At 72.4% G+C, this 22850-nt stretch carries 19 protein-coding genes; 14 read left to right on the forward strand and 5 right to left on the reverse strand.

The genetic code is table 11. The features are described 5' to 3' along the window. Nucleotides 1–24 precede the first annotated feature (24 nt). Entirely contained in the window at nt 25–1347 is a 1323-nt protein-coding gene (locus ASC77_RS11060) for a glycosyltransferase family 4 protein (RefSeq protein ID WP_056152206.1), read from the forward strand. Nucleotides 1348–1706: 359 nt separating this feature from the next. On the opposite strand, the gene ASC77_RS11065 is transcribed toward ASC77_RS11060, so the two are convergent. From ASC77_RS11065 to pepN, 4 genes are all read right to left on the reverse strand, one after another. Continuing rightward, nucleotides 1707–2723, reverse strand: coding sequence for a hypothetical protein (locus ASC77_RS11065; RefSeq protein ID WP_056152209.1), 1017 nt, complete (start codon nt 2721–2723; stop codon nt 1707–1709). Continuing rightward, a complete protein-coding gene (locus ASC77_RS11070) occupies nt 2720–3970 on the reverse strand; it encodes an MFS transporter (protein ID WP_082574634.1) in 1251 nt (416 codons plus the stop codon). The genes ASC77_RS11065 and ASC77_RS11070 overlap by 4 nt, the downstream gene beginning before the upstream one ends. Before the next feature lie 5 nt (nt 3971–3975). Continuing rightward, entirely contained in the window at nt 3976–4671 is a 696-nt protein-coding gene (locus ASC77_RS11075) for a hypothetical protein (RefSeq protein ID WP_056152212.1), read from the reverse strand. Nucleotides 4672–4799: 128 nt separating this feature from the next. Continuing rightward, nucleotides 4800–7211, reverse strand: a complete 2412-nt coding sequence (gene pepN / locus ASC77_RS11080) for an aminopeptidase N (RefSeq protein ID WP_056152215.1) — start codon at nt 7209–7211, stop codon at nt 4800–4802. A gap of 186 nt (nt 7212–7397) precedes the next feature. On the opposite strand from pepN, the gene ASC77_RS11085 reads away from it, so the two are divergent. Both ASC77_RS11085 and pth read left to right on the forward strand, forming a co-directional pair. Beyond that, on the forward strand, nt 7398–8075 hold the full coding sequence (locus tag ASC77_RS11085; RefSeq protein WP_056152219.1) for a 50S ribosomal protein L25/general stress protein Ctc: 678 nt from the start codon (nt 7398–7400) through the stop codon (nt 8073–8075). 32 nt (nt 8076–8107) lie between these two features. After that, the gene (pth, locus tag ASC77_RS11090; protein ID WP_056152221.1) at nt 8108–8707 is read left to right on the forward strand and encodes an aminoacyl-tRNA hydrolase; all 600 of its coding nucleotides are present in this window, start codon (nt 8108–8110) and stop codon (nt 8705–8707) included. Between the two features lie 13 nt (nt 8708–8720). Here pth and ASC77_RS11095 read toward each other — a convergent pair whose 3' ends face one another. Continuing rightward, nucleotides 8721–9686: a quinone oxidoreductase family protein gene (locus tag ASC77_RS11095; protein WP_056152225.1), complete on the reverse strand. Its 966-nt coding sequence runs from the start codon at nt 9684–9686 to the stop codon at nt 8721–8723. Nucleotides 9687–9767: 81 nt separating this feature from the next. On the opposite strand from ASC77_RS11095, the gene ASC77_RS11100 reads away from it, so the two are divergent. The 11 genes from ASC77_RS11100 to ASC77_RS11150 all read left to right on the forward strand — a co-directional run bounded on the left by ASC77_RS11100 (nt 9768) and on the right by ASC77_RS11150 (nt 22847). Then, entirely contained in the window at nt 9768–10199 is a 432-nt protein-coding gene (locus ASC77_RS11100) for a MarR family winged helix-turn-helix transcriptional regulator (RefSeq protein WP_056152228.1), read from the forward strand. A 4-nt stretch (nt 10200–10203) separates the two neighbouring features. After that, nucleotides 10204–10992, forward strand: coding sequence for a 3'(2'),5'-bisphosphate nucleotidase CysQ (locus ASC77_RS11105; RefSeq protein ID WP_056152230.1), 789 nt, complete (start codon nt 10204–10206; stop codon nt 10990–10992). Then, a complete protein-coding gene (locus ASC77_RS11110; RefSeq protein ID WP_056152233.1) occupies nt 10989–11618 on the forward strand; it encodes an HAD-IA family hydrolase in 630 nt (209 codons plus the stop codon). The genes ASC77_RS11105 and ASC77_RS11110 overlap by 4 nt, the downstream gene beginning before the upstream one ends. 162 nt (nt 11619–11780) lie before the next feature. Continuing rightward, on the forward strand, nt 11781–12818 hold the full coding sequence (gene pstC / locus ASC77_RS11115) for a phosphate ABC transporter permease subunit PstC (RefSeq protein WP_056152237.1): 1038 nt from the start codon (nt 11781–11783) through the stop codon (nt 12816–12818). Then, nucleotides 12815–13954 carry a phosphate ABC transporter permease PstA gene (gene pstA / locus ASC77_RS11120; protein WP_235547589.1) on the forward strand — a complete coding sequence of 380 codons (1140 nt, stop codon included), beginning with the start codon at nt 12815–12817 and terminating at the stop codon, nt 13952–13954. Before pstC ends, pstA begins: the two co-directional genes overlap by 4 nt. Continuing rightward, nucleotides 13951–15639: a substrate-binding domain-containing protein gene (locus ASC77_RS11125; protein ID WP_082574635.1), complete on the forward strand. Its 1689-nt coding sequence runs from the start codon at nt 13951–13953 to the stop codon at nt 15637–15639. The genes pstA and ASC77_RS11125 overlap by 4 nt, the downstream gene beginning before the upstream one ends. Next, nucleotides 15636–18383 (forward strand): hypothetical protein, encoded by a 2748-nt coding sequence (locus ASC77_RS11130; RefSeq protein WP_056152243.1) that lies wholly within the window; start codon nt 15636–15638, stop codon nt 18381–18383. Before ASC77_RS11125 ends, ASC77_RS11130 begins: the two co-directional genes overlap by 4 nt. Beyond that, nucleotides 18380–19303 (forward strand): sortase, encoded by a 924-nt coding sequence (locus ASC77_RS11135; RefSeq protein ID WP_056152244.1) that lies wholly within the window; start codon nt 18380–18382, stop codon nt 19301–19303. Before ASC77_RS11130 ends, ASC77_RS11135 begins: the two co-directional genes overlap by 4 nt. A 131-nt stretch (nt 19304–19434) precedes the next feature. Next, the gene (locus tag ASC77_RS11140; protein WP_056152247.1) at nt 19435–20637 is read left to right on the forward strand and encodes a substrate-binding domain-containing protein; all 1203 of its coding nucleotides are present in this window, start codon (nt 19435–19437) and stop codon (nt 20635–20637) included. 81 nt (nt 20638–20718) lie between these two features. Further along, on the forward strand, nt 20719–21360 hold the full coding sequence (locus ASC77_RS26995) for a hypothetical protein (RefSeq protein WP_056152250.1): 642 nt from the start codon (nt 20719–20721) through the stop codon (nt 21358–21360). Nucleotides 21361–21401: 41 nt separating this feature from the next. Beyond that, entirely contained in the window at nt 21402–22847 is a 1446-nt protein-coding gene (locus ASC77_RS11150; RefSeq protein WP_056152252.1) for an Ig-like domain-containing protein, read from the forward strand. The last annotated feature ends 3 nt before the right edge of the window (nt 22848–22850 follow it).

Consider the following 22850-nt stretch of genomic DNA (forward strand, 5'->3'; position numbering starts at 1 on the left):
CACGGGCTCTCCGAGGGTGGGCGCATGGCGGAGCGCACCCACGTCCTCGTGATCGTCCAGAACCTGCCGGTCCCGCTCGACCGGAGGGTCTGGCTCGAGTGCCTCGCCCTGCGTGACGCGGGGTACGACGTCAGCGTGATCTGCCCCAAGGGGCCGGGGGACCCGGCCCGCCAGGTCATCGACGGGATCCACGTCTACAAGTACCGTCCGGCGCCCCAGGCGTCCGGCGTCCTCGGCTACGCGGTCGAGTTCGGCTACTCGTGGCTGCGTACGGCGAAGCTCTCGCGCACCGCCTGGCGGCGCCAGCCGTTCGACGCGCTCCAGGCGTGCAACCCGCCGGACACCTACTGGGCGCTGGCGCGCTACTGGAAGCGCCGCGGCGTGCGGTTCGTCTTCGACCAGCACGACCTCAACCCGGAGCTGTTCCTGTCGCGCTTCGGAGAGCCCGAGGGGCGCAGCGGCAAGCTCCAGCTGGCCGGGCTGCGGTGGCTCGAGCGGCAGACCTACGCCACCGCCGACCACGTGATCTCCACCAACGAGTCCTACCGACGCATCGCCATCGAGCGCGGCGAGCGCGACCCGCGCGACGTGACCGTCGTCCGGAGCGGCCCGGACACCACGGTCATGCGGCCGGTCCACCCGTCCGCGCCGGCCGGGCCGGGAGCCCGGCACTCGCTGGTCTACCTGGGGATCATGGGTCCGCAGGACGGCGTCGACATGGTGCTCGAGGTGATGGACGAGCTGGTGCACCGGCGCGGCCGCACCGACGTCGAGGCCACGCTCCTCGGCTTCGGCGACTGCCTGGCCGACCTCCAGCGCCAGTGCCACGACCTGGGGCTCGACGACGTCGTGACCTTCACGGGCCGCGCCGGTCCGGCCGCGATCGCCGAGCACCTCAGCGCCGCCTCCGTCGGCCTCTGCCCCGATCGCAAGACGCCGCTCAACGACGTCTCCACCATGAACAAGACGATGGAGTACATGGCCCACGCCCTGCCGTCGGTGTCCTTCGACCTCACCGAGACCCGGGTCTCGGGCGGCGACTCGTGCCTCTACGTCCCGTCCGGCGACGTGCAGGCCTTCGCCGACGCCGTCGAGCGACTGCTCGACGACCCCGAGCTGCGCGTCGACCTGGCGCGCCGGGCCTGGCGCCGGGTGTCGCTGGCCCTCGACTGGAAGCCCCAGTCCACGGCGTACGTCGGCGTCTACGACCGCCTGCTTCGGCGTACGCGGGACGAGGCGGCCACGACCGCGGCCCCGCGCTACGTCGACATGAGCCGCGAGGCCGAGGTGCGCGAGTTCGTGCTCGCCCGCGGGCCCCAGGCGCCCGACCACGCCGCCGCCGTCTGAGCGGGCTACGCCGGACGTCATACGGACGGAGCAAGCGGATGCTCCAGCTGTATGACGTCCTGCCCGGCGCCGCGGGCCGGAACTCGTCCACAGCTGGCGTCTCCGACCGATCCCTGCACAGGCCTCCGCGCCGACGGCTCCACGGGTCTCGTGTTCCGACGACGCTGCACGGATGCCTCGACAGGTCGCGTACGACGACTATCGGTTCGTCGCTGCCCGTCAGCTGGCTGCGGACCAGGGTGGTGTGCTCTCCCGGCCGCAGCCTGATCGACGCCGACCTCAGACGTCATACGGACGGAGCATCCGCTTGCTCCAGCCGTATGACGTCCGTGGGGGGCCCGGCGGTGACCGACGACGCGTCAGCGGACGACGGCGGGCGAGGACGCCTGCTCGATCAGCAGGGCGGGCTTCGCGGCCGGCCGGGTGTCGAGCTCCCAGACGTCGCTGACGCCGGGCTCGTCGTCGCGAGGGACGCCGTAGAGCAGGGTGTCGTCGTCGAGCCACTCCACCTGGTCGTCGACGTTGCGCGTCTCGCCGGCGAGCACGGTGCGGTCCCCGGTCGCGAGGTCGAGCACGGCCGGCGTCCACCAGGTGCGGCCGTCGCGCTCGGACTGCTGCTTGAAGCCGATCCGGGTGCCGTCGGGCGACAGTGACGGGCACTCCACGTGGTCGGCGACCGAGGTGAGCGTGCGGGCCGCGAGGTCGCCCTTGACCAGGTAGGTCTCGCCGCCGGTGCCGACGGTCGCGTAGAAGGTGTCGTCGTCCGCGAACGTCACACCCCAGATGTTCCGGTCGCGGGGCTCGACCGACCTGCCGTGGATCACGAGGTCGAACTTCTCGAGGTTGCCGTGGCCGTCGCCGCCGACGTCGCGGATCTCGGTCGCCGTCGAGAAGCCCACCTGCATGTAGGTGTGGCCGGAGACGAACGTCGTCGTCGCCACCTCGGTCCCGTCCGGTGACAGCCGGGTGCGACTGGGGATGCCGGGCACGGCGACCTGCTGGAGCTTCGTCCAGTCGGAGGTGTACTCGGTGAGCGAGTACGCCGTGACCACTCCGCGCTCGATGCGCAGGCAGGACGCCGCGGTGGCCGTCGCGTCGACGCGGTCGCACGCCACGTCGGTGAACGACCGCGGGCCTCCCGGGTCGTCGAGCGGCACCGTGGCGACCAGCCCGTACTCGCCGTCGACGCCGGTGTGCCGGAAGACGATCCGGGGCCCGGTGGCCGCCTCCGGGCCCGGGTCGGCGACCTCCACGCTCGGGGACGCCTCGTGGCGCTCGCGATAGCTGGTGGCCGCCCCGACGGCGTACGCCGTCGTCGTGGCCACCACGACGAAGGTCACGGCGGCGAAGGCGACGATCCGGGCCCGCTGGCTCATCGGGCGCCCGCCGCCGTCCGGTCGAGCCGGAGCGTGGCGTGGGCGGCCACGGGCAGGGCGATCAGCAGGACCACGCCGACGGCGACCAGGGCCGCGCGCGGGCCGACCGCGAACCAGAGCACGCCGAAGGCCGCCGACGACAGCATCCGGGCGACGGCGACGACCGTCTGGGCCGAGGCGATCCCGCTGGCGCGGACCGACTCGGGCACGAGGCGGCCCGCGAGCGCCGCGATGACGCCGTCGGTCGCCGCGTAGAACGTGCCGAGCAGCAGCAGCGCGGCCACCGCCGAGACCGAGGGTGCCCAGCTCGCCACGACCGCGACGTACGAGAGGAGCAGGGCGACGTGGCCGCCGATGAAGACCCGCGCCTTGCCCACCCGGTCCGCGAGCCGTCCGACCGGGACGGCCAGCGACAGGTAGGCGATGTTGGTGCCGACGTAGAGCAGCGGGAACCAGTGGGCCGCGAAGCCGCCCCGGTCGAGCAGGGCGAGGTAGAGGAAGCCGTCGCCGACCGTCAGGAGCCCCAGGGCGCCCGCGACGACCAGCAGCCGCAGCAGGCCCGGCTGCAGCACGTCGCGCCAGCGCACCGGGGCGGCCCGGACCTCCGGCGCCCGCTCGAGCCCGGGCCGGTCCGGCACCAGCAGCCCGAGCAGGGCGACTCCCAGGACGGCGAACCCCAGCGAGACCACCATGACCGTCAGGTAGCCGTCGGGGATCCACCACAGGATCAGGAACGCCAGCAGCGGGCCGATCGTCGCGCCGATGGTGTCGAGGGTGCGGTGCACGCCGAAGGCGGTGCCGAGCCGCTCGGGCGGGGTCGCCGCCGAGATCATCGCGTCGCGGGGCGCGGTGCGCAGTCCCTTGCCGATGCGGTCGGCCGAGATGACGGCGGAGATCGCCGCCAGCCCGGTGGTGAAGAGCAGGAACACGCGAGCGACGGCCGACAGGCCGTAGCCGACGAAGGCCACCCACTTCGGGTGGCCGCCGCGGTCGGCCGCCCAGCCGCCGCCGATGCGCACCAGCGCGCTCACGCCCTGGTAGAGCGCGTCGATGAAGCCGTACGAGATCGTCGAGAGCCCGAGGACGCCCGTCAGGTAGAGCGGCAGGATCGCCGCGACCGACTCGGACGAGATGTCCGTGACCAGGCTGACCAGGCCGAGCATGACGACCACGGGCGCGACGCTGCGGCGGCGACCGGGCGACGAGCCGTCCACCGGGGTCGGTCGGTCGCTCAGCGTGATGTACATCGTCGTCAGGCCCCGCTGACGTCGAACGTCGCGAGGACGGAGTAGGTCCGGGCGTCACCGGGGTCGACCGTCACGACCACCCGGTTGGCGCCGAGGTGGAACGACGCGGCCCGGGCGCCCCCGACCGTCGCCGGGTCGTCCTCGGCGAAGCCCGCGCCGGAGAGCCGGCCGCGGTAGAAGCGCAGCAGCGCGTCCGGGGCCTGGCCGCGCCGGGCGACCAGGGTGACCTGCACCCGGTCCCCGGACGGCGACACGCTGCTCGTGAGCACGGTCGCCCGGGGCGCGGTCGGCAGGAGACCGCTGGGGTAGCCGTCGACGAGCCGCCCCCGGGCGGTGGCCGTCTCCGCCGACAGGCCGTCCCAGGACGGCAGCTGGGTCGGCTGGTGGGACTGGTGCGACACCCCGGGCAGCCCGGTGGTGGGACTCGGCTTCGACTCGGACCTCCCCGGGCTCGAGGGGCTGGGGCTGGCCGGGGCGGACTCGACACCGGCCGCGTCCGTCGTGGCCGCCGTGCTGGGCTCGGTGGTCCCTGGCCGGCTCTCGGCGCTGCTGCGCGGAGAGCCGGCCGGGGCGTCTGTGGTGCCGGCGCGCGGTGACGACGACGTGGGATCGCCCACGACGGATCCGACGACGACCCCGACCGCCACGGCCGCGACGATCGCCGCGGCAGCAGCGACCATCAGGTTGCGCGCGTTCGTCATCACCAGGCCCCAGCCGTCGGGCGGGATCCCCGTGGTCCCGCTCCCGATCCGAGCGTCGGTGATCCGCCCGCACGTCGGGCCGGGTCCTGCAGGGACCTCCCCAATTGTGGGGAGGCCCTGCGGGGTCGTCAGCGCACGTCGTCGAGCCAGTCCTCCCACTGACGGCGCAGCACGGTCGGCAGGTCGCCGGCCACCGCCCCGTCGAGCAGCGCCACCTGGGCGTCGGTGAGCAGGAACGTCGGCCGGGCCCGGCCGACCACCTGCGCGAAGGCCTGCCCGCGGGCGGCCCAGCCGGGCGCTTCGGCCAGGTAGCGCTCGACGTACGGTGCGACCAGGTCGGCCTGCTCCGCCGACCACAGCCCGCCCATCGCGGCGCCGAAGGTCCGGTTGTCGACGTCGGGGTCGGTGACCACCGACCACGCCGTGGCCTTCGCCGACGCGGTCGGGAGGCTGGCCAGCGCGGCGGCCGCGCCGACCTCGGCCTCGGTGCCGGGCACGCGCGCCCGCTCCTCCTCGATCGCCGCGGCGTCCGTCGCACCGAGCTCGGCCAGCCGTCGTACGACGCGCCAGCGCAGGGTCGGCGGGAGCGGGAGCTGGCCGACGGTGCCGGCGTCGACCCAGGCGCGGAGCGACTCGACGTCGTGGCTGCCGGCGGCGACACCGTCCGCGAAGGCGAGCGCGAGCTCGGGCGACGTCGCGTGCAGGAGGCCGGTGCCGCACGTCGCGGCGACCCGCTCGAGCAGGTCGCCGACGGCGGCTGCGGGCGCACGCAGCGGCAGCACCCGCGAGAGCGTCCGGTTCAGGATCGACGTGACGATGGTGGCGCTGCCCTCGCCGGGCAGGTGCCGCTCGAGCACGTCGACGAGGTCGTCCGCGGTCAGCGCACGGGTCTGCACGCGGTCGAGGAGCATCGTCCAGAGCACCGCGCGCACGAGGTCGTCCTCGATCCGGCACAGGCCGGCGTCGACCGCGGCCGCCGACACCACGTCGAGCTCGATGCGGGCGAAGGTCTCGCCGTGCGCGTTGGGGACGACGACCCGACCGGCGTACGCCGGCAGCGGCACGGGGTCGTCGGCGAGGTCGACGAGCTCGGAGCCGACGACGGTCCACACGTCGTCGTACGCCGTCACCCGGACGCGGTGCGCCCGGGTCCCGTCGCGGTGCAGCACGGGCACGTCGCCGTCGCGCTCGACCCGGATCGTGTCGAAGCCGGTGCTGCGCAGCCACTGCTCGACCCAGGAGCGCACGTCGCGGTCGGACGCCTCGTCGAGCGCGTCGACGAAGTCGGCGAGGGTGGCGTTGGCGAAGCGGTGCCGGGTCAGGTGCGTGTTGACGCCGGCCAGGAACACCTCGTCCCCGAGCCAGGTCGCCAGCTGGCGGAGCACCGAGTTGCCCTTGGCGTAGGAGATCGCGTCGAAGATCGTCGCCGCGGCGTCGACGTCGGGCAGGTCCTCGGGGTCGGGTGCCACCGGGTGGGTCGAGCGCCGCGCGTCCGCGTCGTACGCCCCCGGCTTGCCGGCGATCTCGTGCGCGACGAGGGCACCGCCGAAGCCTGCGGCGTCGCCCGCCACCCGGTAGCCCATGTAGTCGGCGAACGACTCCTGCAGCCAGGTGTCCTCCCACCACGTCATCGTCATCAGGTCGCCGAACCACATGTGGGACATCTCGTGCGCGATCACGGAGGCCCGGAAGACGCGGACGTCCTCGGGCACCTGGCCGCGGGGGAGCAGCTCGTCGCGGTAGGAGACGCAGCCGGGCATCTCCTGGGCGCCCCAGTTCAGGCCCGGCACGAAGACCTGGTCGTAGGAGTCGAACGCGTAGGGCTCGTCGAACATCGTCGCGTAGTGGTCGTAGCAGTCCTCGGTGACCTGCCGCAGCTCCGCGAAGTCGCGCTCGAGCTCGCCGGACAGCGAGGCCCGTGCGTGCCAGCCGAACGGCAGCCCGGCGTGCTCCCAGCGCCTCGACGCCCACGGGCCGGCGGCGACGATGAGCAGCGCCACCGGGATCGGCGGCGTCGTGGCGAACCGCCAGCGGCCGTCGGCCGGGGAGTCGTCGACCGGCCGGCCGTTGGCGAGGACGGTCCAGCGAGGATCGGCAGCGACCGAGGTCGTGACCGGGGCCTTGAGGTCGTTCTGGTCGAAGCAGGCGAAGACCTTCTGGGCGACGTCCATGCCGAGGTACGCCGCCACGTAGGTCTCGCCGTCGGCCGGGTCGACCGTGCGGTGCATGCCGTCGCCGTCGGTGACGTAGGGGAGCCGCGCGTCGACGACGACCTCGACCGGCCGGTCCGTGGGAAGACCGGTGAGCTGGATCCGTCGTCCGTCGTACGCCGGCTCCTCGGGCGTGCCGTCGACGACGACGCTCAGGTCGCGCGCGTCCGCCAGCTCGAGGAAGGTCTCCGGGCCGGACGTGCCGAACCGCACGGTGGTGCGGGACCCGAAGGTGGGTGAGCCGTGGTCGGTGACGTCGAGCGCGACGTCGTACGCGACCTCGGAGAGCTGGGCGGCACGGGCACGGGCTTCGGCGAGGGTGAGGCTCACCCTCCCGACTCTATGGATTTCTCCCTGGGCGCGTGGCGCCGTAGGCTTGTGCGGTTGCCTCGGCGAGGGAGAGTCCCGGCTCTCCGTGATCGACAGGGCTGGCTGTCCACCGGATGCGCCCCCTCGATCTGCCGAGCCGAGGCCCCAGGACTCAGGAACAGTCAGCACGTACGAGGAGAGCAGCGCATGAGCGAGAAGATCAAGGCCGAGACCCGCACCGAGTTCGGCAAGGGCGCGGCTCGCCGCATCCGTCGCGAGGACAAGGTTCCCGCGGTCATCTACGGCCACGGCAACGACCCCATCCACGTCACCCTGCCGGGTCACGACACCATGATGGCGCTCAAGCACGGCGGCGCGAACGCCCTGCTCGAGCTCGACATCGACGGCAAGGTCCAGCTCGCGCTGACCAAGCAGGTCCAGGTCGACCCGATCAAGCGGCACCTCGAGCACGTCGACTTCGTCGCCGTCGTCAAGGGCGAGAAGGTCACCGTCGAGGTGCCCGTGCACCTGAACGGCGACGCCGCCCGCGAGACCCTGGTCGTCACCGAGACCGCCACCATCTCGCTCGAGGCCGAGGCCACCCACATCCCCGAGTACGTCGAGGTCGACATCGAGGGCGCCGTCGCCGGCACCCAGATCCACGCCTCCGACCTGAAGCTCCCCTCGGGCAGCACCCTGCTGCTCGACCCGGAGACCCTCATCGTCAACATCACCGAGCAGGTCTCGCAGGAGGCCCTGGACGCCGAGCTCGAGGAGGCCGAGGCCGAGGCCGGCATCGAGCGCGACGAGGCCGACAACGACGTCGACGAGGTCGGCGCCGAGGACAGCGCCGACGAGAGCACCGAGGCTCCCGCCGCGGAGTGATCCACCTCTTTCGCAGGAAGGGCCGGGATTCCATGACCGACTCCACCACCCCCGTGTGGCTGGTGGTCGGGCTGGGGAATCCCGGCCCTACCTATGCCGGGCACCGGCACAACATCGGCTACCTCGTCGTCGAGGAGCTGGCGACCCGGATGGGCTCGCCGTTCCGCGCGCACAAGTCCGGTCGCGCCGACGTCGTCGAGGGTCGGCTGGGCGCGCCCGGGGCTGACGCCCCGCGCGTCGTGCTGATGAAGGCGCGCGGCTACATGAACGAGCTGGGCGGGGCGGTCAAGCAGCTCGCCGGCTTCTACAAGGTGCCGCCCGAGCGGATCGTCGCGATCCACGACGAGCTCGACATCGCCTTCGACACGATGCGGGTCAAGCTCGGCGGCGGCGACAACGGCCACAACGGGTTGCGCTCGATGCGCTCCTCGCTCGGCACCGGTGACTTCCACCGGGTGCGCGTCGGCATCGGCCGCCCGCCCGGTCGGCAGGACGTGGCCGACTTCGTGCTCTCCAACTACTCCTCGGCCGAGAAGAAGATCCTGCCGTTCCAGGTCGACACCGCCGCCGACGCGGTCGAGGTGCTCATCGCGGAGGGTCTCGAGCGCACCCAGCAGAAGTTCAACTCCTAGGCTGCTCGGGGTCTCACGGCACCAGCACGGTGCGTACGCCGGGCTCGTCCGGCCGGGTCCAGACCCGCTCGACGTCGACCAGCGGCTCGGTGCGCGCCGTCACCGCGAGCCCACCGGAGCTGATCTCGTCGACCAGGGACGGCAGCTCTGCGACGTACGCACGGGCCGAGACGGCGCCCTGCCCGTTGCCCTGGAGACGCAGGTTGGCGGAGCGCAGCGCCACCGACGGCAGCTCGATCGTCGGGCCGGCCACCGAGCCGATCTGGATCCAGTCGAGCGCCCGGCTGCGATCCGAGCGCGCCCGCAGGAGCGCCATCATCGTCGCGGCCGCCGGCTCGCCCCACAGGTAGTCGACGACGACGTCGACCTCGGCGGCCGCCTGCGCCAGCGCCGCGGTGGTGGCGTCGGCATCGTCGGTGAGTGCGACGGTGGCGTCGGCGCCCAGGGCGGCCAAGGTGGCGAGGACCTCCGGGTTGCGTCCGGCTCCGACCACCCGACCGGCACCCAGCCGCTGGGCGACCTGGACCGCCATCCGACCGGCGTTGCCGGTCGCGCCGAGGACGAGCACGGACTGCCCGGGCTGGAGCGGGACCCGTCGCCGGAGCGCCACCCAGGACGACATCGCGGGGTTCATCGCGGCCGCGACCTTGACGAGGTCGGCGCCCGCGGGGAGAGGCACCGTGCGCCGGAGGTCGACCACGGCGCGTTCGGACATCGACCCCGGCACGTCGTCGTCGGCGACGAAGTAGACGGCGGTCCCGTCGGCGAGCCGGCCAACGCCGTCGATCCCAGGCACCAGCGGCAGCCGGCCGTCGCTGGTGTAGTGACGACCGGTCGCCGCGCTGCGCACGCGCGGGTGCAGGCCCGCGGCGAGGACCTCGACGACGGCCTGGTCCTGGCCCGAGGGCGCCGGCAGGTCGAAGGGCGCGAAGCGCGGCGGGTGGTCGAAGGAGCTGACGACGGCTGCGTTGACGTTCATGGGACACCTCGGCTCGGCGAATGGTTCGTGGCACGAACTAAAGTAGTTGGTAACACGAACTAATTCAAGTAGGGTGTCGTCGTGCCCTCGCCGAACGACGACCTCGTCGACGCCCTCGTCCAGCTGTCGTTCCTCGTCCAGGGCACGCTCGCCGAGCTCGCGGGGGAGCACGGCCTGTCCGTCGCGCAGGCCCGGCTGCTCGGTGTGCTGCGCGACCGCGAGCCGACGATGAACGAGCTGGGCCGACACCTGGGCCTCGACAAGTCCAGCACCAGCGGCCTGGTCGACCGGGCCGAGAAGCGGGGACTCGTCCTCCGCACCCCGAGCGCGACCGACCGCCGCGTCGTGCAGGTCTCGATCACGCCCGCCGGGCTCGAGCTCGTCACGACCGCTGCCGCCGTGTTCGCCGACCGGCTCGGCAACCTCACGGCCGAGGTGTCCGACTCCGACCGTCGGGCGCTGGTCCGCGCCACCCGCCGCATCCTCGACGCGGACCCCGGCTGGCTAGGGTGACCGCATGAGCTTCGCGCCCGGAACCCCGCCCGCTGCCGCCGCCACCGACGACCACGTGCTCGCCTCCTGGTTGGCGACCGTCGCGGGGGAGCGGCTGCTCGAGGTGCGCGGCGAGGGGCTCGAGGGCCGCGAGCTCAAGGACGCCGGCGACCGGGCCGCCCACGAGCTGCTGATGGAGCTGCTTGCGGAGCACCGGCCGGTCGACGCGGTGCTCTCCGAGGAGGGCAAGGACGACAAGGCGCGGCTCACGACCGATCGGGTCTGGATCGTCGACCCCCTCGACGGGACCCGCGAGTTCTCCGAGGTGCCCCGCGACGACTGGGCCGTCCACGTCGCGCTCTGGCAGGGCGGCGACCTGGTCGCCGGCGCCGTCGCGCTGCCCGCGCTGGGCGAGACCTTCAACACCGGCGAGCCGCCGGTCGTGCCGCCGAGCACGGCGACCCGGCCGCGGATCGCCGTGTCGCGCAGCCGTCCGCCGGAGTTCGTGCACGCGCTGGCGAAGGAGATCGACGCCGAGCTGGTCCCGATGGGCTCCGCCGGGGTCAAGGTGATCTCGGTGGCCCGGGACATCACCGACGCCTACGTGCACGCGGGCGGTCAGTACGAGTGGGACTCCGCGGCTCCGGTCGCCGTGGCGCGTGCCGCCGGCCTCTTCACCTCACGCATCGACGGCACCCCGCTGGAGTACAACCAGGACGACGTCTACCTGCCCGACCTGATCGTCTGCCGACCCGAGCTCGCCGACCAGATCGTCGCGTTCGTGCGGGCGCACGGCGTCACCTCCGACGGATGACGCCGCTCGACCGGTCCGGCGCGGTGATCCGGCACGTCCTGCTCGACGCCGACGAGGTCGTCCAGCACCCCGGCCGGTGGGAGGAGTCGTCCGGGAAGTTCGCCGAGCGGGTGACCGGAGCGTTCCTCGCCGACGTCGGGGAGCTCCAGGACCCGGCGCTGCGCGGTGAGATCGACTTCTTCGCGGAGTTCGCGACGGTCGCGGGCCGGCACGACCTCGACGTCGACCCTGCCGAGCTGTTCCCGGCCATGTGGCGCGGGATCGTCGTGGACCCGGAGTCCCTGGCGATGATCGACAGCCTCCGGGCCCAGGGGTACGGCGTCCACCTCGCCACCAACCAGGAGCGGCACCGCGCCCGCTTCATGCGGGAGACCCTGGGCTTCGACGACCTCTTCGACGTCGCGGTCTACTCCTGCGACATCGGGACGGCCAAGCCCGACCCGGCGTACTTCGAGAAGGCCGTCTCGCTGATCGGGGCGCCGGCCGACACGGTGCTCTTCGTCGACGACAAGCAGGCCAACGTCGACGGCGCCCGCTCCGTCGGCCTCGTCGCCGAGCGCTGGGAGCTCGCCGACGGTCACCCGCTGCTGCGCGAGCTGCTGGCCGCGCACGGCGTGGACGTCTAGACCGGTCGTCCCACCCGGACGGGCCGTTTCGGCCGGAACGGCACGTATATGCCTATAGTCGAGTAATCTTCTCGGGATTCATGGCAATGGGTGCAACCGTCGCCTGAAAGCGCGTCGTCCCTCCTGGCGGCGTGGTGCGGTCACGTCGTGAGAAGGACGCAGATGTCAGGTGAGGGTGGGGTGGCGACGTCCGTGGCCGACCCGGTCGAGGTCGAGGACGTCCCGCGGCGGTTGACAGCCCGGCACTCGCTCCAGGACCGGCTGTTCGTGCACGGCGTCCGCGTCACCGGGCTCTTCGTGCTGGTCATCGTGTCCTCGATCGGGCTGTTCCTCGGGCTCCAGGCGAGGCCGACGTTCAGCCACTACGGCTGGTCGTTCTTCACGGAGTCGCGGTGGCTGCCCAGCCAGGACATCGTCGGCATCTCCGCCGTCCTGCTCGGCACCCTCCAGGTGGCGGCGATCGCGCTGATCATCGCGTTCCCGCTCTCGCTGCTGACCGCGCTCTTCGTCACCGACTGGGCGCCGGCCCGGATGAAGAACTCGCTGGTGCGGGCGATCGACCTGATGGCGGCCGTGCCCGGCATCGTCTTCGGGCTGTGGGTGCTCCTGTTCATCCAGCCGCACGCCACCCACGTGGCGCACTTCCTGAGCAAGTACCTCGGCTGGATCCCGATCTTCAAGGTGCACACGGACGTCGACTACCCGATCTGGAACCAGGCGCCGGGCTACCCGGCCTACCAGGGATCGGCGTTCATCGCCGCGATCGCGGTCTCGATGATGATCTTCCCGATGGCGACCTCGGTGATGCGCGAGGTCTTCTCCGAGGCGCCGGCCGGCGAGAAGGAGGCGGCCATCGCCCTCGGCGCCACCCGCTGGTCGATGGTGCGCACGGTCGTCATCCCGTTCGGCCGCAGCGGCATCGTCGGCGGCACCATGCTGGCGCTCGGCCGCGCGCTCGGGGAGACGATCTCGGTCGTCCTCATCATCAGCCAGACCTTCCAGCTCAAGGTCAACCCGCTGGAGTCGGGCACGTCGACGATCTCGTCGATGATCGCGATCGGCTACAAGGAGGCGACGCCGGCGCAGCTCTCCGCGCTGCTCACCGCCGGCTTCCTGCTCTTCGTCATCACCCTGGTGACCAACACGATCGCCGCGCAGATCGTCGCGCGCGGCCGCAGCGGAGCGGGGACCGAGCTGTGACCGCCGTGTCCGCCGACAACCTGCCGGCCGGCGGCCTCCGCGCCGTCGAGCGCCGGGCCGACGACGTCGTCCAGCCGCCTGCTGTCCCGGTTCCCGCCGACCTGCCGCGTCCCGTCACCGGCCGGACCCGCGAGGACACGATCACCCTGGTCGCCGCGGGGTTCGCCTCGCTCGCGACCACCTGGCTGCTCTACACGCAGATCCTGCCGGTGGAGGGCAAGATCGGCTTCGTCGTCAGCTGGTTCGCGGTCTTCGTCCTCTACTACGCCGGGCTGACCGCGTTGACGCGTCCGTGGACCGTCGTCGCCGACCGGGTGGCGACCTGCTTCGTGGTCGCGGCGCCGACGCTGGTCGGCGCCGCCCTGCTCTGCACCGTGATCGTCACGGTCGCGAAGGGCCTCCCGGCGCTCGTGCACTGGAACTTCTACACGACCGACATGGCCGGTGTCCGACCCTCCGACCCGTTCTCCAGCGGTGGCATCCTGCACGCGATCGTCGGCACCCTCATCGAGGTCGCGATCGCGGTCGCGATCGCGCTGCCCCTCGGTGTCACGGCCGCCGTCTACATGTCCGAGGTCGGTGGCCGCGGGGCCCGCTTCGTCCGCACGATCATCGAGGCGATGACCGCGCTGCCCTCCATCGTCGCCGGCCTGTTCATCTACTCGGCGCTGATCGTCGGGCTCGGACTGCCCAGCAGCGGCCTGGCCGCGGCGCTGGCGCTGGCCGTGATGGGCCTCCCGATCATGGCGCGGGCCAGCGACGTCGTCCTCCGGGTCGTGCCCGGCGGGCTGCGCGAGGCGTCGTACGCCCTCGGTGCCGGACGTCTCCAGACCGTGTGGAAGGTCGTGCTGCCGACAGCCCGTCCGGGCCTGGCGACGGCGCTCATCCTCGGCATCGCCCGGATGGTCGGCGAGACCTCGCCGCTGATCCTGACGTCGGGCGCCTCGACCTTCCTCAACACCGACCCGACGACCAATCCGATGAACTCGCTGCCGCTCTTCATCTACAACGCCGTCGCCTCGGGTCAGCCCGCCTTCGAGCAGCGGGGGTACGCCGCCGCGACCGTGCTGCTCCTGATCGTGCTGATCCTCTTCGTCTTCGCCCGTCTCGTCGCCCGCAGGAGGCCTGTCCGATGAAGCTCCGTTCTCGCGTGACCCGAGCGGTCGTCGCCGCAGCGGCGCTCGGCGTCGCGCTGCTCGTCCCCACGGCGACGGCGCCCGCGGTCGGTGCCGCGGCGACGCACGCGCTGATCCAGGGCTCGGGCTCGAGCTGGGCCGCCAACGCGATCAACCAGTGGGTCGCGGACGTCGCCAACCAGGGCATGCAGGTGGTCTTCACCGCCAACGGCGCGGCGCAGGGCCGCAAGGACTACGCCAACCGGTCCAACGACTTCGGCGTCTCCGACATCCCGTTCCGGGGAGCGGACCCGACGACCGGCCAGGAGGACAGCCCGCGCGGCCGGTCCTACGCCTACCTCCCGATCGCGGCGGGCGGCACGTCGTTCCCCTACCACGTCGAGGTCGCCGGCAAGCTGGTCCGCAACATCCGGCTGTCGGGGGAGACGATCGCCAAGATCTTCACCAGCCAGATCACCAACTGGAACGACGCGCAGATCACCTCCGACAACAACGGCAAGGCGCTGCCGTCGATCCCGATCATCCCGGTCGTGCACTCCGAGGGTGCCGGTGTCACCAACCAGTTCACTCGCTACCTCGCGAAGCAGTACCCCGACATCTGGGGGCCGTGCAACGGCGGCAAGACCGTCGAGACCGAGTACTTCCCGCTGAACTGCGGCAAGTCCACCGGCAACCAGAAGGCGCAGGCGGGCTCCGACGGCGTCATGAACTTCATCAAGAGCGCCGGGGCCAACGGCTCGATCGGGATCGAGGAGTACTCCTACCCGCTGCTCGCCGACTTCCCGGCGATCAAGGTGCTCAACCAGGCGGGCTACTACACGCTGCCGACGCAGTACAACGTGGCGGTCGCGCTCACCAAGGCGGTCATCGACAACGACCCGAGCTCCTCGACGTACCTGACCCAGAACCTCGACCAGGTCTACGTCAACCCGGACAAGCGGACCTACCCGCTCTCGTCGTACGTCTACGCGATCATCCCCACCGCGTCCGACGACTCGCGGATGACGACGGCGAAGCGCCAGACGCTGGCGGACTTCCTCTACTTCTCCATCTGCCAGGGCCAGGCCGAGATCGGGCCGATCGGCTACTCGTCGCTGCCGGTCAACCTGGTGACCGCAGGCTTCGACCAGATCGGCAAGCTCAAGACCGCCGACAGCAAGGTCGACCTGACGCAGCGCGACGTCAGCACCTGCCACAACCCCACCTTCATCGCGGGCAAGCCCAACGTGAACCACCTGGCGCAGATCGCCCCGAACCCGCCCGCGTGCGACAAGGTCGGCGCGGACCCGTGCGTCGCCGGGGTCGGCGCCTACAACGGTGACAACCCGACCGACGACAAGAACAACCAGCCGCAGCCCGGCAGCGGCGCGACGGGCGGCAACGGCGCCGGAAGCGGCGGCACGGGCGGCGGCGGGGGGACCGGTGCGTCCGGCGGTGCCGACACCGGTGGCACGGGCGGGGTGCAGTCGGACCTCGGCCTGGGCGGGACCGGCACGACGGGCAGCTCCGACGACCCGGCCACGGCGGGCGGCGACATCGTCCCGACCACGCTCGCGGCCGGTAGCAGCAGCGGGCCGACCAGCACCCTGACCGTGCTCGTCATCGGCCTGCTGACCCTGGCGGTCGTGCTGCCCGCGGTCGTGAGCCGACTGCTGTCCCGGCGCTCGGGCGGGGGAGCCCGATGACGCTGCGACGACGCCTCGCGTACGCCGGTGCTGGGCTCACCGCGGTCGGGCTGCTGGTGGCCGGCCTGCTCGTGCCGCTGTCGATGGCGCCCGCCGAGTCCGCGGGGACCTACCGGGTCACGGCCACCCGCGACGCCATCGCCGAGGACGGGACGTCGACGACGCTCGACCAGCGCACGGTGTCCATGGACGTCTCGCAGACGACCAACCTGCGCGGGCGCCAGCAGGTGACGGTGTCGTGGTCGGGCGCGCACCCGACGGGGGGCACGGTCGCCGACGTCAACTCGGCCGCCGGCGCCGGTGAGGAGTACCCGTTCGTCCTCCTCCAGTGCCGCGGCACGGCCTCGGGCGACAACGCCGTCCGGCCCGAGACCTGCTGGACCCAGACCTGGGCCGAGCGCTTCCAGCGCAGCTCGTCGGCCTGGCCGGTGTGGCGCGCTGACGCCTACGCGGACACCGACGCTCGCGGGTCCGCGGTCGGGGCGCCGGACCCGCGGCCCGAGCTCTGCTTCGGCGCCGCCCGCTCCGAGCGCTGGCTCCCGTTCGACGCCGTCGACGGCACGACGTACGCCGGCGGCTCCGCCGGCTGCGCGGGCATGGCCCCCGAGTCGGCCAACGTCGACGGGTCCGGGCTGCCGAGCAACACGACGTACGGGATCACCGGCAGCGACGGCAAGGGCTCCGAGCAGTTCACCGTCTTCACCGCCGACGAGAACGCCTCCCTCGGCTGCTCAAGCGAGGTCCCGTGCTCGCTGGTCGCCGTGCCGGTGATGGGCGTCAGCTGCGACGGCTTCGGCACCAAGCTGCCCGAGGAGTCCCGGCCGACCGCGGCTGCGGGCGCGCGTGCCGACACCCTGTGCCGCGCCCCCGACGTCTACCAGCCCGGCCAGATCGCGACGACCGGCACCGACTCCAACCTGGCCGTCTCCGGCTCCCTGTGGTGGGCGCCCTCCAACTGGCGCAACCGGATCACGGTCCCGCTGACGTTCGCGGTCTCCTCCAGCGTGTGCTCGGTCCTCAACTCGGACGCGCCGCTCACGGCGTACGGCTCGGTGCTGTTCTCGGACATCAGCGCCCAGTGGACGCCGAAGTTCTGCACCGACGACCGGCTCCGGCCGTTCGTGCACGTGCAGGCGGCGGACACGGCGGCCCGCAACCTGATCACGGCGGGCACCGCGTCCATGGTGCTCAGCAGCCGGGCTCCGGACGGCGGCTTCGGGAAGCCAGTGGTCCAGGCGCCCGTCGCCTTCACGGGCTTCGCGGTCGCCTACAACGTCGACGACTCGACCGGGAGACCGGCGAAGACGCTCAACCTCGACGCGCGGTTGCTCGCCAAGCTGCTGACGCAGTCCTATCCGGCCAACTCGTTGGTGGGCGACAACTACCCGGCGCTGGCCAGGAACCCGATGAACATCACCAAGGACCCCGAGTTCATCGCGCTCAACCCCGGTCTGCCGCAGTACGACGCCGTCGAGGCCGCCTCGACGATCATGACGCTCTCGACCGAGACCGACATGACGGCGGCGCTGACGAGCTACATCGACGCCGACCCGGAGGCACGCAAGTGGCTGGACGGCGTGCCCGACCCGTGGGGGATGGTCGTCAACCCAAACTACCTGCGCATCGACCTGCCCGTGTCGTCGTGGCCGCAGCTGGACGAGTTCGTGCTGCCCCAGTCGATCATCGACGCCAAGGTGAACCCCTGCTACAGCTACAGCCCGAGCCCCTACCTCGGCCTCATCGCCAACCCGACCGGGTTCGTGCAGAACGTCGTGCAGAACATCCAGTACTCGATGTCGAACGTCAACATCGCGTGCCCGAACGGCGACTCCAGCGACGTCACCACGCTACGGCTGCGCACCCAGGGCCGGCAGCAGCCGGGCAACCGGTTCGTGCTCGGCGTCGTGCCGCTGACGGCGGCGTACCGCTACAGCCTGCGTACGGCGTCGCTGCAGACGACCTCGGACGTGTCGGCGAGCGACAAGGTCGCGGACGCAGCGGGGCGGACCTTCGTCGCGGCCGACGACGCCGGGCTGAAGGCGGCCGGTGCGCTGCTGAAGCCCGACGAGGAGTCCGGGACCTGGGACCTCGACTACGCCCAGCTCCACGAGACGGCGGGCGCCGCGGCCTACCCGGGCGCGCTGCCGGTGTACGCCGACGTGCCGACCACCGGGCTCGACAAGGCGACGGCCAAGCGGGCCGCGCAGCTCCTCGAGTACGCCGCCACCAGCGGCCAGCAGGCGGGCACCGGCAACGGCCAGCTGCCCCCGGGCGCGCTGCCGCTCACCGAGGCCAACGGGCTGTCGGCGCTCGCGGCGTACACCCACCGGGCCGCCGCCGCCGTGCTCGACCAGAAGGGTGAGGTCCCGAAGCTGGTGCCGGACGACCCGGACCCGACGCCCAGCCCGACCGGCGAGCCCACCGACGACCCGACGACCACCTCGCCCGTCGGACCCGGCACGACGACTCCGCTGACGCCGCCGGCGACCGGGGGATCGCCCAGCGCGGGCAAGCCGGGCAAGGGTGCGACCCCGAAGCCGGCGGAGACCGACGTCATCCGCACGGTCGGCGCCGAGTCGTCGTTCGGCGGGATCGGGCTGCCGGTGGTCCTCCTGGCCGGCCTCGTCGTGGGGGTGGCCGGGTTGAGCCTGCGGTTCACCGGGCGCGCCGTCCAGCTCGGCCGGACCGCCGGGCCCGCGCTGGCCCGACGGGTCCGCTCCGGCGGCCGACGGGTGCGGCGATGACCGCGCCCGCCCCGGAGCGGCCGCGGCCGACCGCCGTCCGCGACCTGCCGACCGACACCGCGCAGCTGCCCCGCCCGGCGCGCGGGTTCAGCGAGGTCGCCCTGGGTCAGACGATGATCGTGCTCGGCCTGGTGACGGTCTGGGCGCTGGCCTACCTCTTCCTCCTCAGCGGTTTCCAGCAGGGGCACGCCCAGCACCGGCTCTACGCGCAGCTGCGCACCGAGCTCGCGCTCGGCGAGGCGCCCGCGGGGGCGCCGATCGCGCTCGGTGCGCCGGTGGCGCTGGTGTCGGTGCCGGACGCCGGGGTGCACGACCTCGTCGTCGTGGAGGGCACGACCCCGGCGGTCCTGCAGCAGGGGCCCGGTCACCAGCAGGGCAGCGTGCTGCCGGGCCAGGCCGGGGTGAGCGTGCTGATGGGCCGGGCGCTGTCCTTCGGCGGGCCGTTCAAGGACGTGCCCCAGCTCCGGGTGGGCGACCCGGTCGAGGTCACGACCGTCCAGGGGACGTTCCGCTACGAGGTGAGCGGCGTACGCCGCAAGGGCGATCCGGTCCCACCCGCCCTCGCCGACGGGCAGGGCCGGCTCACGCTGGTGACCGCCGCAGGGGAGGGTCGGCTGGCCGGCCTCGGACCTTCGCGGTCGGTGTACGTCGATGCGACGCTGACGGGTGACGCACAGCCGGCGGGCGCGGTCGCGGCGATCGACCCGAACGGGTCGCCCTTCGCCCACGACGCCGGCTTCACGACCCTGGCCGTGCTGGTGCTGGCCCTCGAGGTCCTCGTCGCGGCGGTCCTCGTGGTCGCCTGGGCGCGGCACCGGTGGACCCCGCTGGCCGCCTGGGTGGCGGGCGTGCCGGTGGTCCTGGCTGCTCTCTGGCTGGTCTCGTCCGCCGCGAGCCGGCTGCTCCCCAACCTGGTCTGACGGGCCGGTCCGGGCGACCGGACCAGACCACCTGGCCGACACGGATCTTTAATTCTTCAAAATCTAGTAAGTAAGTACAAAAAAGGTCTAAATTCCGACCTGCCCCTCACGTCCCAGGAAAGGCTCCACACATGTCGAAGAGACGGACAGCCGTCGCCATCACCGTCGCAGGGGTCGTCTCGGCCGGCGCCCTGGCTGCGGCCATGCCCTCCCAGGCGGACCCGGCACCGACCGCGACCGACGTCGTCGGCGTGGGCTCCGACATCATCCAGAACTCCGTCGACTTCCTCGGGGACGGCTACTCCTGGTCCGGTGGGTCCCTGCCCGGCTACAACACCGCGGGCAACAAGAACCGGCTGATCAGCTTCAGTGCTACCGCGGACGGCAACGGGCGCAACGCCTTCACCGACCCGGCGCTGGGCACCTCGGTCAAGCTCAACCCGACGATCGTCCTGCGGGCCGGCACCTCCCCGGTGCAGCGGCCGAACGGCGGAGGCGCCGGGCTCAACGCTCTGGTCGCCGACGGCAACCCCACCAACGGCGGCCGCATCAGCTTCGTGCGCAGCCCGAACAAGCCGACCTCGGCGCAGTCGACGCCCACCCGCCCGCTCCACACGATCCAGTTCGCCGACGACAAGCAGTACATCGCGACCGCGACCACGACCAACGCGCCGGCCGACCTCACCACCGCCGACCTGGTGAAGATCTACTCCGGGACCTGGACCACCTGGGGTGACGTCGCCGCCGGCGTGACGCCGGGCGCCCACACCGGCGAGACGATCGTGCCGCTGCTGCCGCAGGACGGCGCCGGGGTGCAGACGATCTTCCTCAACGCTCTCAAGGCGGCCAACGGCGGTGCCGCCATCACCCTGGGTGGGGCGGTCCAGAAGGTCCAGCAGAACGACCCGACCACGATCACCGCGCTCCCGGACGCCACCCGCAAGAACGCGATCGTGCCGTTCCCGAAGGGCCGCTACGAGCTGCTGGGCGCGGGCTACTTCCGCGACCCGGCGCCGGTCTACAACTCCGACAGCCCGTCGGCCGCGCTCTCCAACGCGGGCATCAAGCTCCAGACGGGTGGTTCGAACTTCATCGCAGACATCCCGTACTACATCGTCTTCCGCGAGTCGGACGTCAACAGCAGCACTCCGTGGCAGCCCGGCAGCACGCTCAACTGGGTCGAGACGCTCTTCTACAACCCGGACTACGACCCGGCCGACCCGGACCCGGACGTCACGCCGCCGTTCGTGGCCAGTGCCGCCGGCAAGGCGATCATCCAGTCGATCGGCCTGACCCCGCTCTACGCGGACCACGCCAACACGACGACGGGCTGATGAACGCGGCCGGCCGGACGGTGCACCCCCGTCCGGCCGGTCTCGACCGGCCACCGCCACCACCGAACAGGAGAACCCGACGTGAGCAGCACCCTCGACTCGGCCCAGCAGCGTGCCGACGCCGAACCGACGCCGACCCGCACCCGGTCGTCGCGGATCGGGCGCCGAGGTGTCGCCATCGCGCTCGTCGCGGCAGTGGTGGCGGTGGCCGTGGTTCTCGCGGTCTGGCTGACCCGGTCTCCCGCCGAGGCGCCGTACGCCGATCCCGCCTCGAGCGGGCGGCTGACGCTCTGCGGCGCGGACGGCAAGGCCCTGACCGAGGGCTCGACCGAGGACCCGCTCCTGGCCGCCTCCGTGGTCGGTGCGACCGCTGCCACGCAGGCCTACGCCGCCGAGGGCCGGACCGCTGCCCTCTTCGCCTACCAGCCCCGCGAGGGACTGGCGCCGTCGGAGTGGAGCGGGCTCCAGCTCACCGCCCCGACGTCGTACGACGACCCGGCGGCGCCCGAGGTCACCCTCGCCGAGGGGGACACCACCCTCTCGCAGTTCCTGGCCGGCTACCCCGCGACGTACGACGGCTGGGTGCAGCTCCGGCTCTACCTCGCTGCTCCCGGGCAGCAGGTCGCGAGCCAGCAGTACGACGCCGTCGACCTCCAGGTCGACGGGACGTCCTGGCGCGCCGTCGAACCCGGCACCGCCAGCTGCGCCCCCACCACTCCGTGAACTCCAGCTCCACCCGAACCGCTCCGTGCGAGAGGAAGACCGTGACCAAGCGATCGACCAGCGTCCTGGCAGGCCTGACGGCCGTCACCGTGGCCGCCACCACCAGCCTCGTCCTGGCAGTCGGCGGCCCCGCCGGCGCCGCCACGCCGCCGCCGTGGCAGAGCGGTGCGCTGAAGGACCCGAACGCCGTGGGCGTCCTCACCCTCCACGCCGCGAACGGTGCCGAGATCACCTCGGGCACCCTCGACGACGGCCCGATCGCGGCCTTCGTCGCGGGCTCGACCGCGCTGCGGAGCGGCGACAAGTTCGCCACGCTCTTCGCCTACACGCCGCGTGACGGCAACAACCCCGTCGGCTCGTGGTCCGGCCTGCAGCTGACCGGCAGCACCGACTTCGTCGCCGCGACCCTGCCGAGCTCGATCGACACCGGCCTCCCCGTCGTCGCGCTCTCCGCCGCGGACACCACCCTCCCGCAGTACGCCGCCGGCTACCCGAACACGGCGACGACCACGGGCTACCAGGGCGTCTACGAGCTCCGGCTGCGGACCACCGCCGTGGGGCAGAGCGCGACCTCGGCGTACGACGTGGTCGACATCGTCGTGGACGGCAACACCTGGCACGTCGCGGGCGTCGGTGGCGAGGCGACCTCGACCTCGCTGGTGGTCGCCCCGTCCAGCCCGAAGGTCGGAGACACGGCGACCCTGAGCGCCACGGTCAGCGCCGGCGTGCCCGGCAGCGTCCAGTTCAAGGACGGGACCACCGCCCTCGGCTCGCCGGTGGCCGTCTCGGCCGGTGCGGCCTCGACCACCACGGTGGTGAGCAGGGCCGGCGCCCACACCTACTCCGCCGTCTTCACGCCGACCGACACCGACACGTACGCCGGCTCCACCGGCACCGCGAGCGTCACGGTGGCCAAGGCGACCTCGACGACCACGGCGACCTGGCCGGCGTCCGCGACGTACGGGACCGCGGCCTCGGTCAAGGTCACCGTCGCCGCGTCGGCGGGCACGCCGACGGGAACGGTCACCATCACCTCCGGCGGCGCCACGGTCGGCACAGGGACCCTGGCCGGCGGCACCGCCACGATCAAGCTCGGCGCGACCGCCCTCAAGCCGGGCAGCCCGTCGGTGCGGGCCACCTACGCCGGCAACGCCGACGTCGCGGGCTCCGACTCGAGCGCCGGCACGCTCAAGGTCGCGAAGGCCACCGCCAAGCTGACCAACAAGCTGACACCGGCCAAGGTGAAGGCGAGCGCGAAGGGCAAGCTCACGGTGACCGCCACCGCCACCGGCACGGTCCCGACCGGCAAGGTCACCGTCTTCGACGGCAAGAAGAAGATCGGGACCGGCACCCTCAAGGGTGGCAAGGTCGTGATCACGCTGCCGAAGCTGAAGAAGGGCACGCACCAGATCCACGCGACGTACGCCGGATCGACGCTGGTGTCCGCAGCGACGGCCGCCGTGGTGAAGCTGAAGGTCGTCAAGTGAGTG

The sequence above is a fragment of the Nocardioides sp. Root1257 genome (assembly GCF_001425175.1).
Taxonomy (GTDB): domain Bacteria; phylum Actinomycetota; class Actinomycetes; order Propionibacteriales; family Nocardioidaceae; genus Nocardioides.

Bases quoted from the DNA above. Each gene is read 5' to 3' on its own strand.
- ASC77_RS11105 (WP_056152230.1), top strand. From the start codon at position 10,204: ATGAGCTTCGCGCCCGGAACCCCGCCCGCTGCCGCCGCCACCGACGAC.
- ASC77_RS11135 (WP_056152244.1), top strand. From the start codon at position 18,380: ATGACCGCGCCCGCCCCGGAGCGGCCGCGGCCGACCGCCGTCCGCGAC.
- ASC77_RS11110 (WP_056152233.1), top strand. From the start codon at position 10,989: ATGACGCCGCTCGACCGGTCCGGCGCGGTGATCCGGCACGTCCTGCTC.
- ASC77_RS11060 (WP_056152206.1), top strand. From the start codon at position 25: ATGGCGGAGCGCACCCACGTCCTCGTGATCGTCCAGAACCTGCCGGTC.
- ASC77_RS11065 (WP_056152209.1), bottom strand. From the start codon at position 2,723: ATGAGCCAGCGGGCCCGGATCGTCGCCTTCGCCGCCGTGACCTTCGTC.
- ASC77_RS11070 (WP_082574634.1), bottom strand. From the start codon at position 3,970: ATGTACATCACGCTGAGCGACCGACCGACCCCGGTGGACGGCTCGTCG.
- pstC (WP_056152237.1), top strand. From the start codon at position 11,781: ATGTCAGGTGAGGGTGGGGTGGCGACGTCCGTGGCCGACCCGGTCGAG.
- ASC77_RS11085 (WP_056152219.1), top strand. From the start codon at position 7,398: ATGAGCGAGAAGATCAAGGCCGAGACCCGCACCGAGTTCGGCAAGGGC.
- ASC77_RS11125 (WP_082574635.1), top strand. From the start codon at position 13,951: ATGAAGCTCCGTTCTCGCGTGACCCGAGCGGTCGTCGCCGCAGCGGCG.
- ASC77_RS11140 (WP_056152247.1), top strand. From the start codon at position 19,435: ATGTCGAAGAGACGGACAGCCGTCGCCATCACCGTCGCAGGGGTCGTC.
- ASC77_RS11130 (WP_056152243.1), top strand. From the start codon at position 15,636: ATGACGCTGCGACGACGCCTCGCGTACGCCGGTGCTGGGCTCACCGCG.
- ASC77_RS11095 (WP_056152225.1), bottom strand. From the start codon at position 9,686: ATGAACGTCAACGCAGCCGTCGTCAGCTCCTTCGACCACCCGCCGCGC.
- pth (WP_056152221.1), top strand. From the start codon at position 8,108: ATGACCGACTCCACCACCCCCGTGTGGCTGGTGGTCGGGCTGGGGAAT.
- ASC77_RS11075 (WP_056152212.1), bottom strand. From the start codon at position 4,671: ATGACGAACGCGCGCAACCTGATGGTCGCTGCTGCCGCGGCGATCGTC.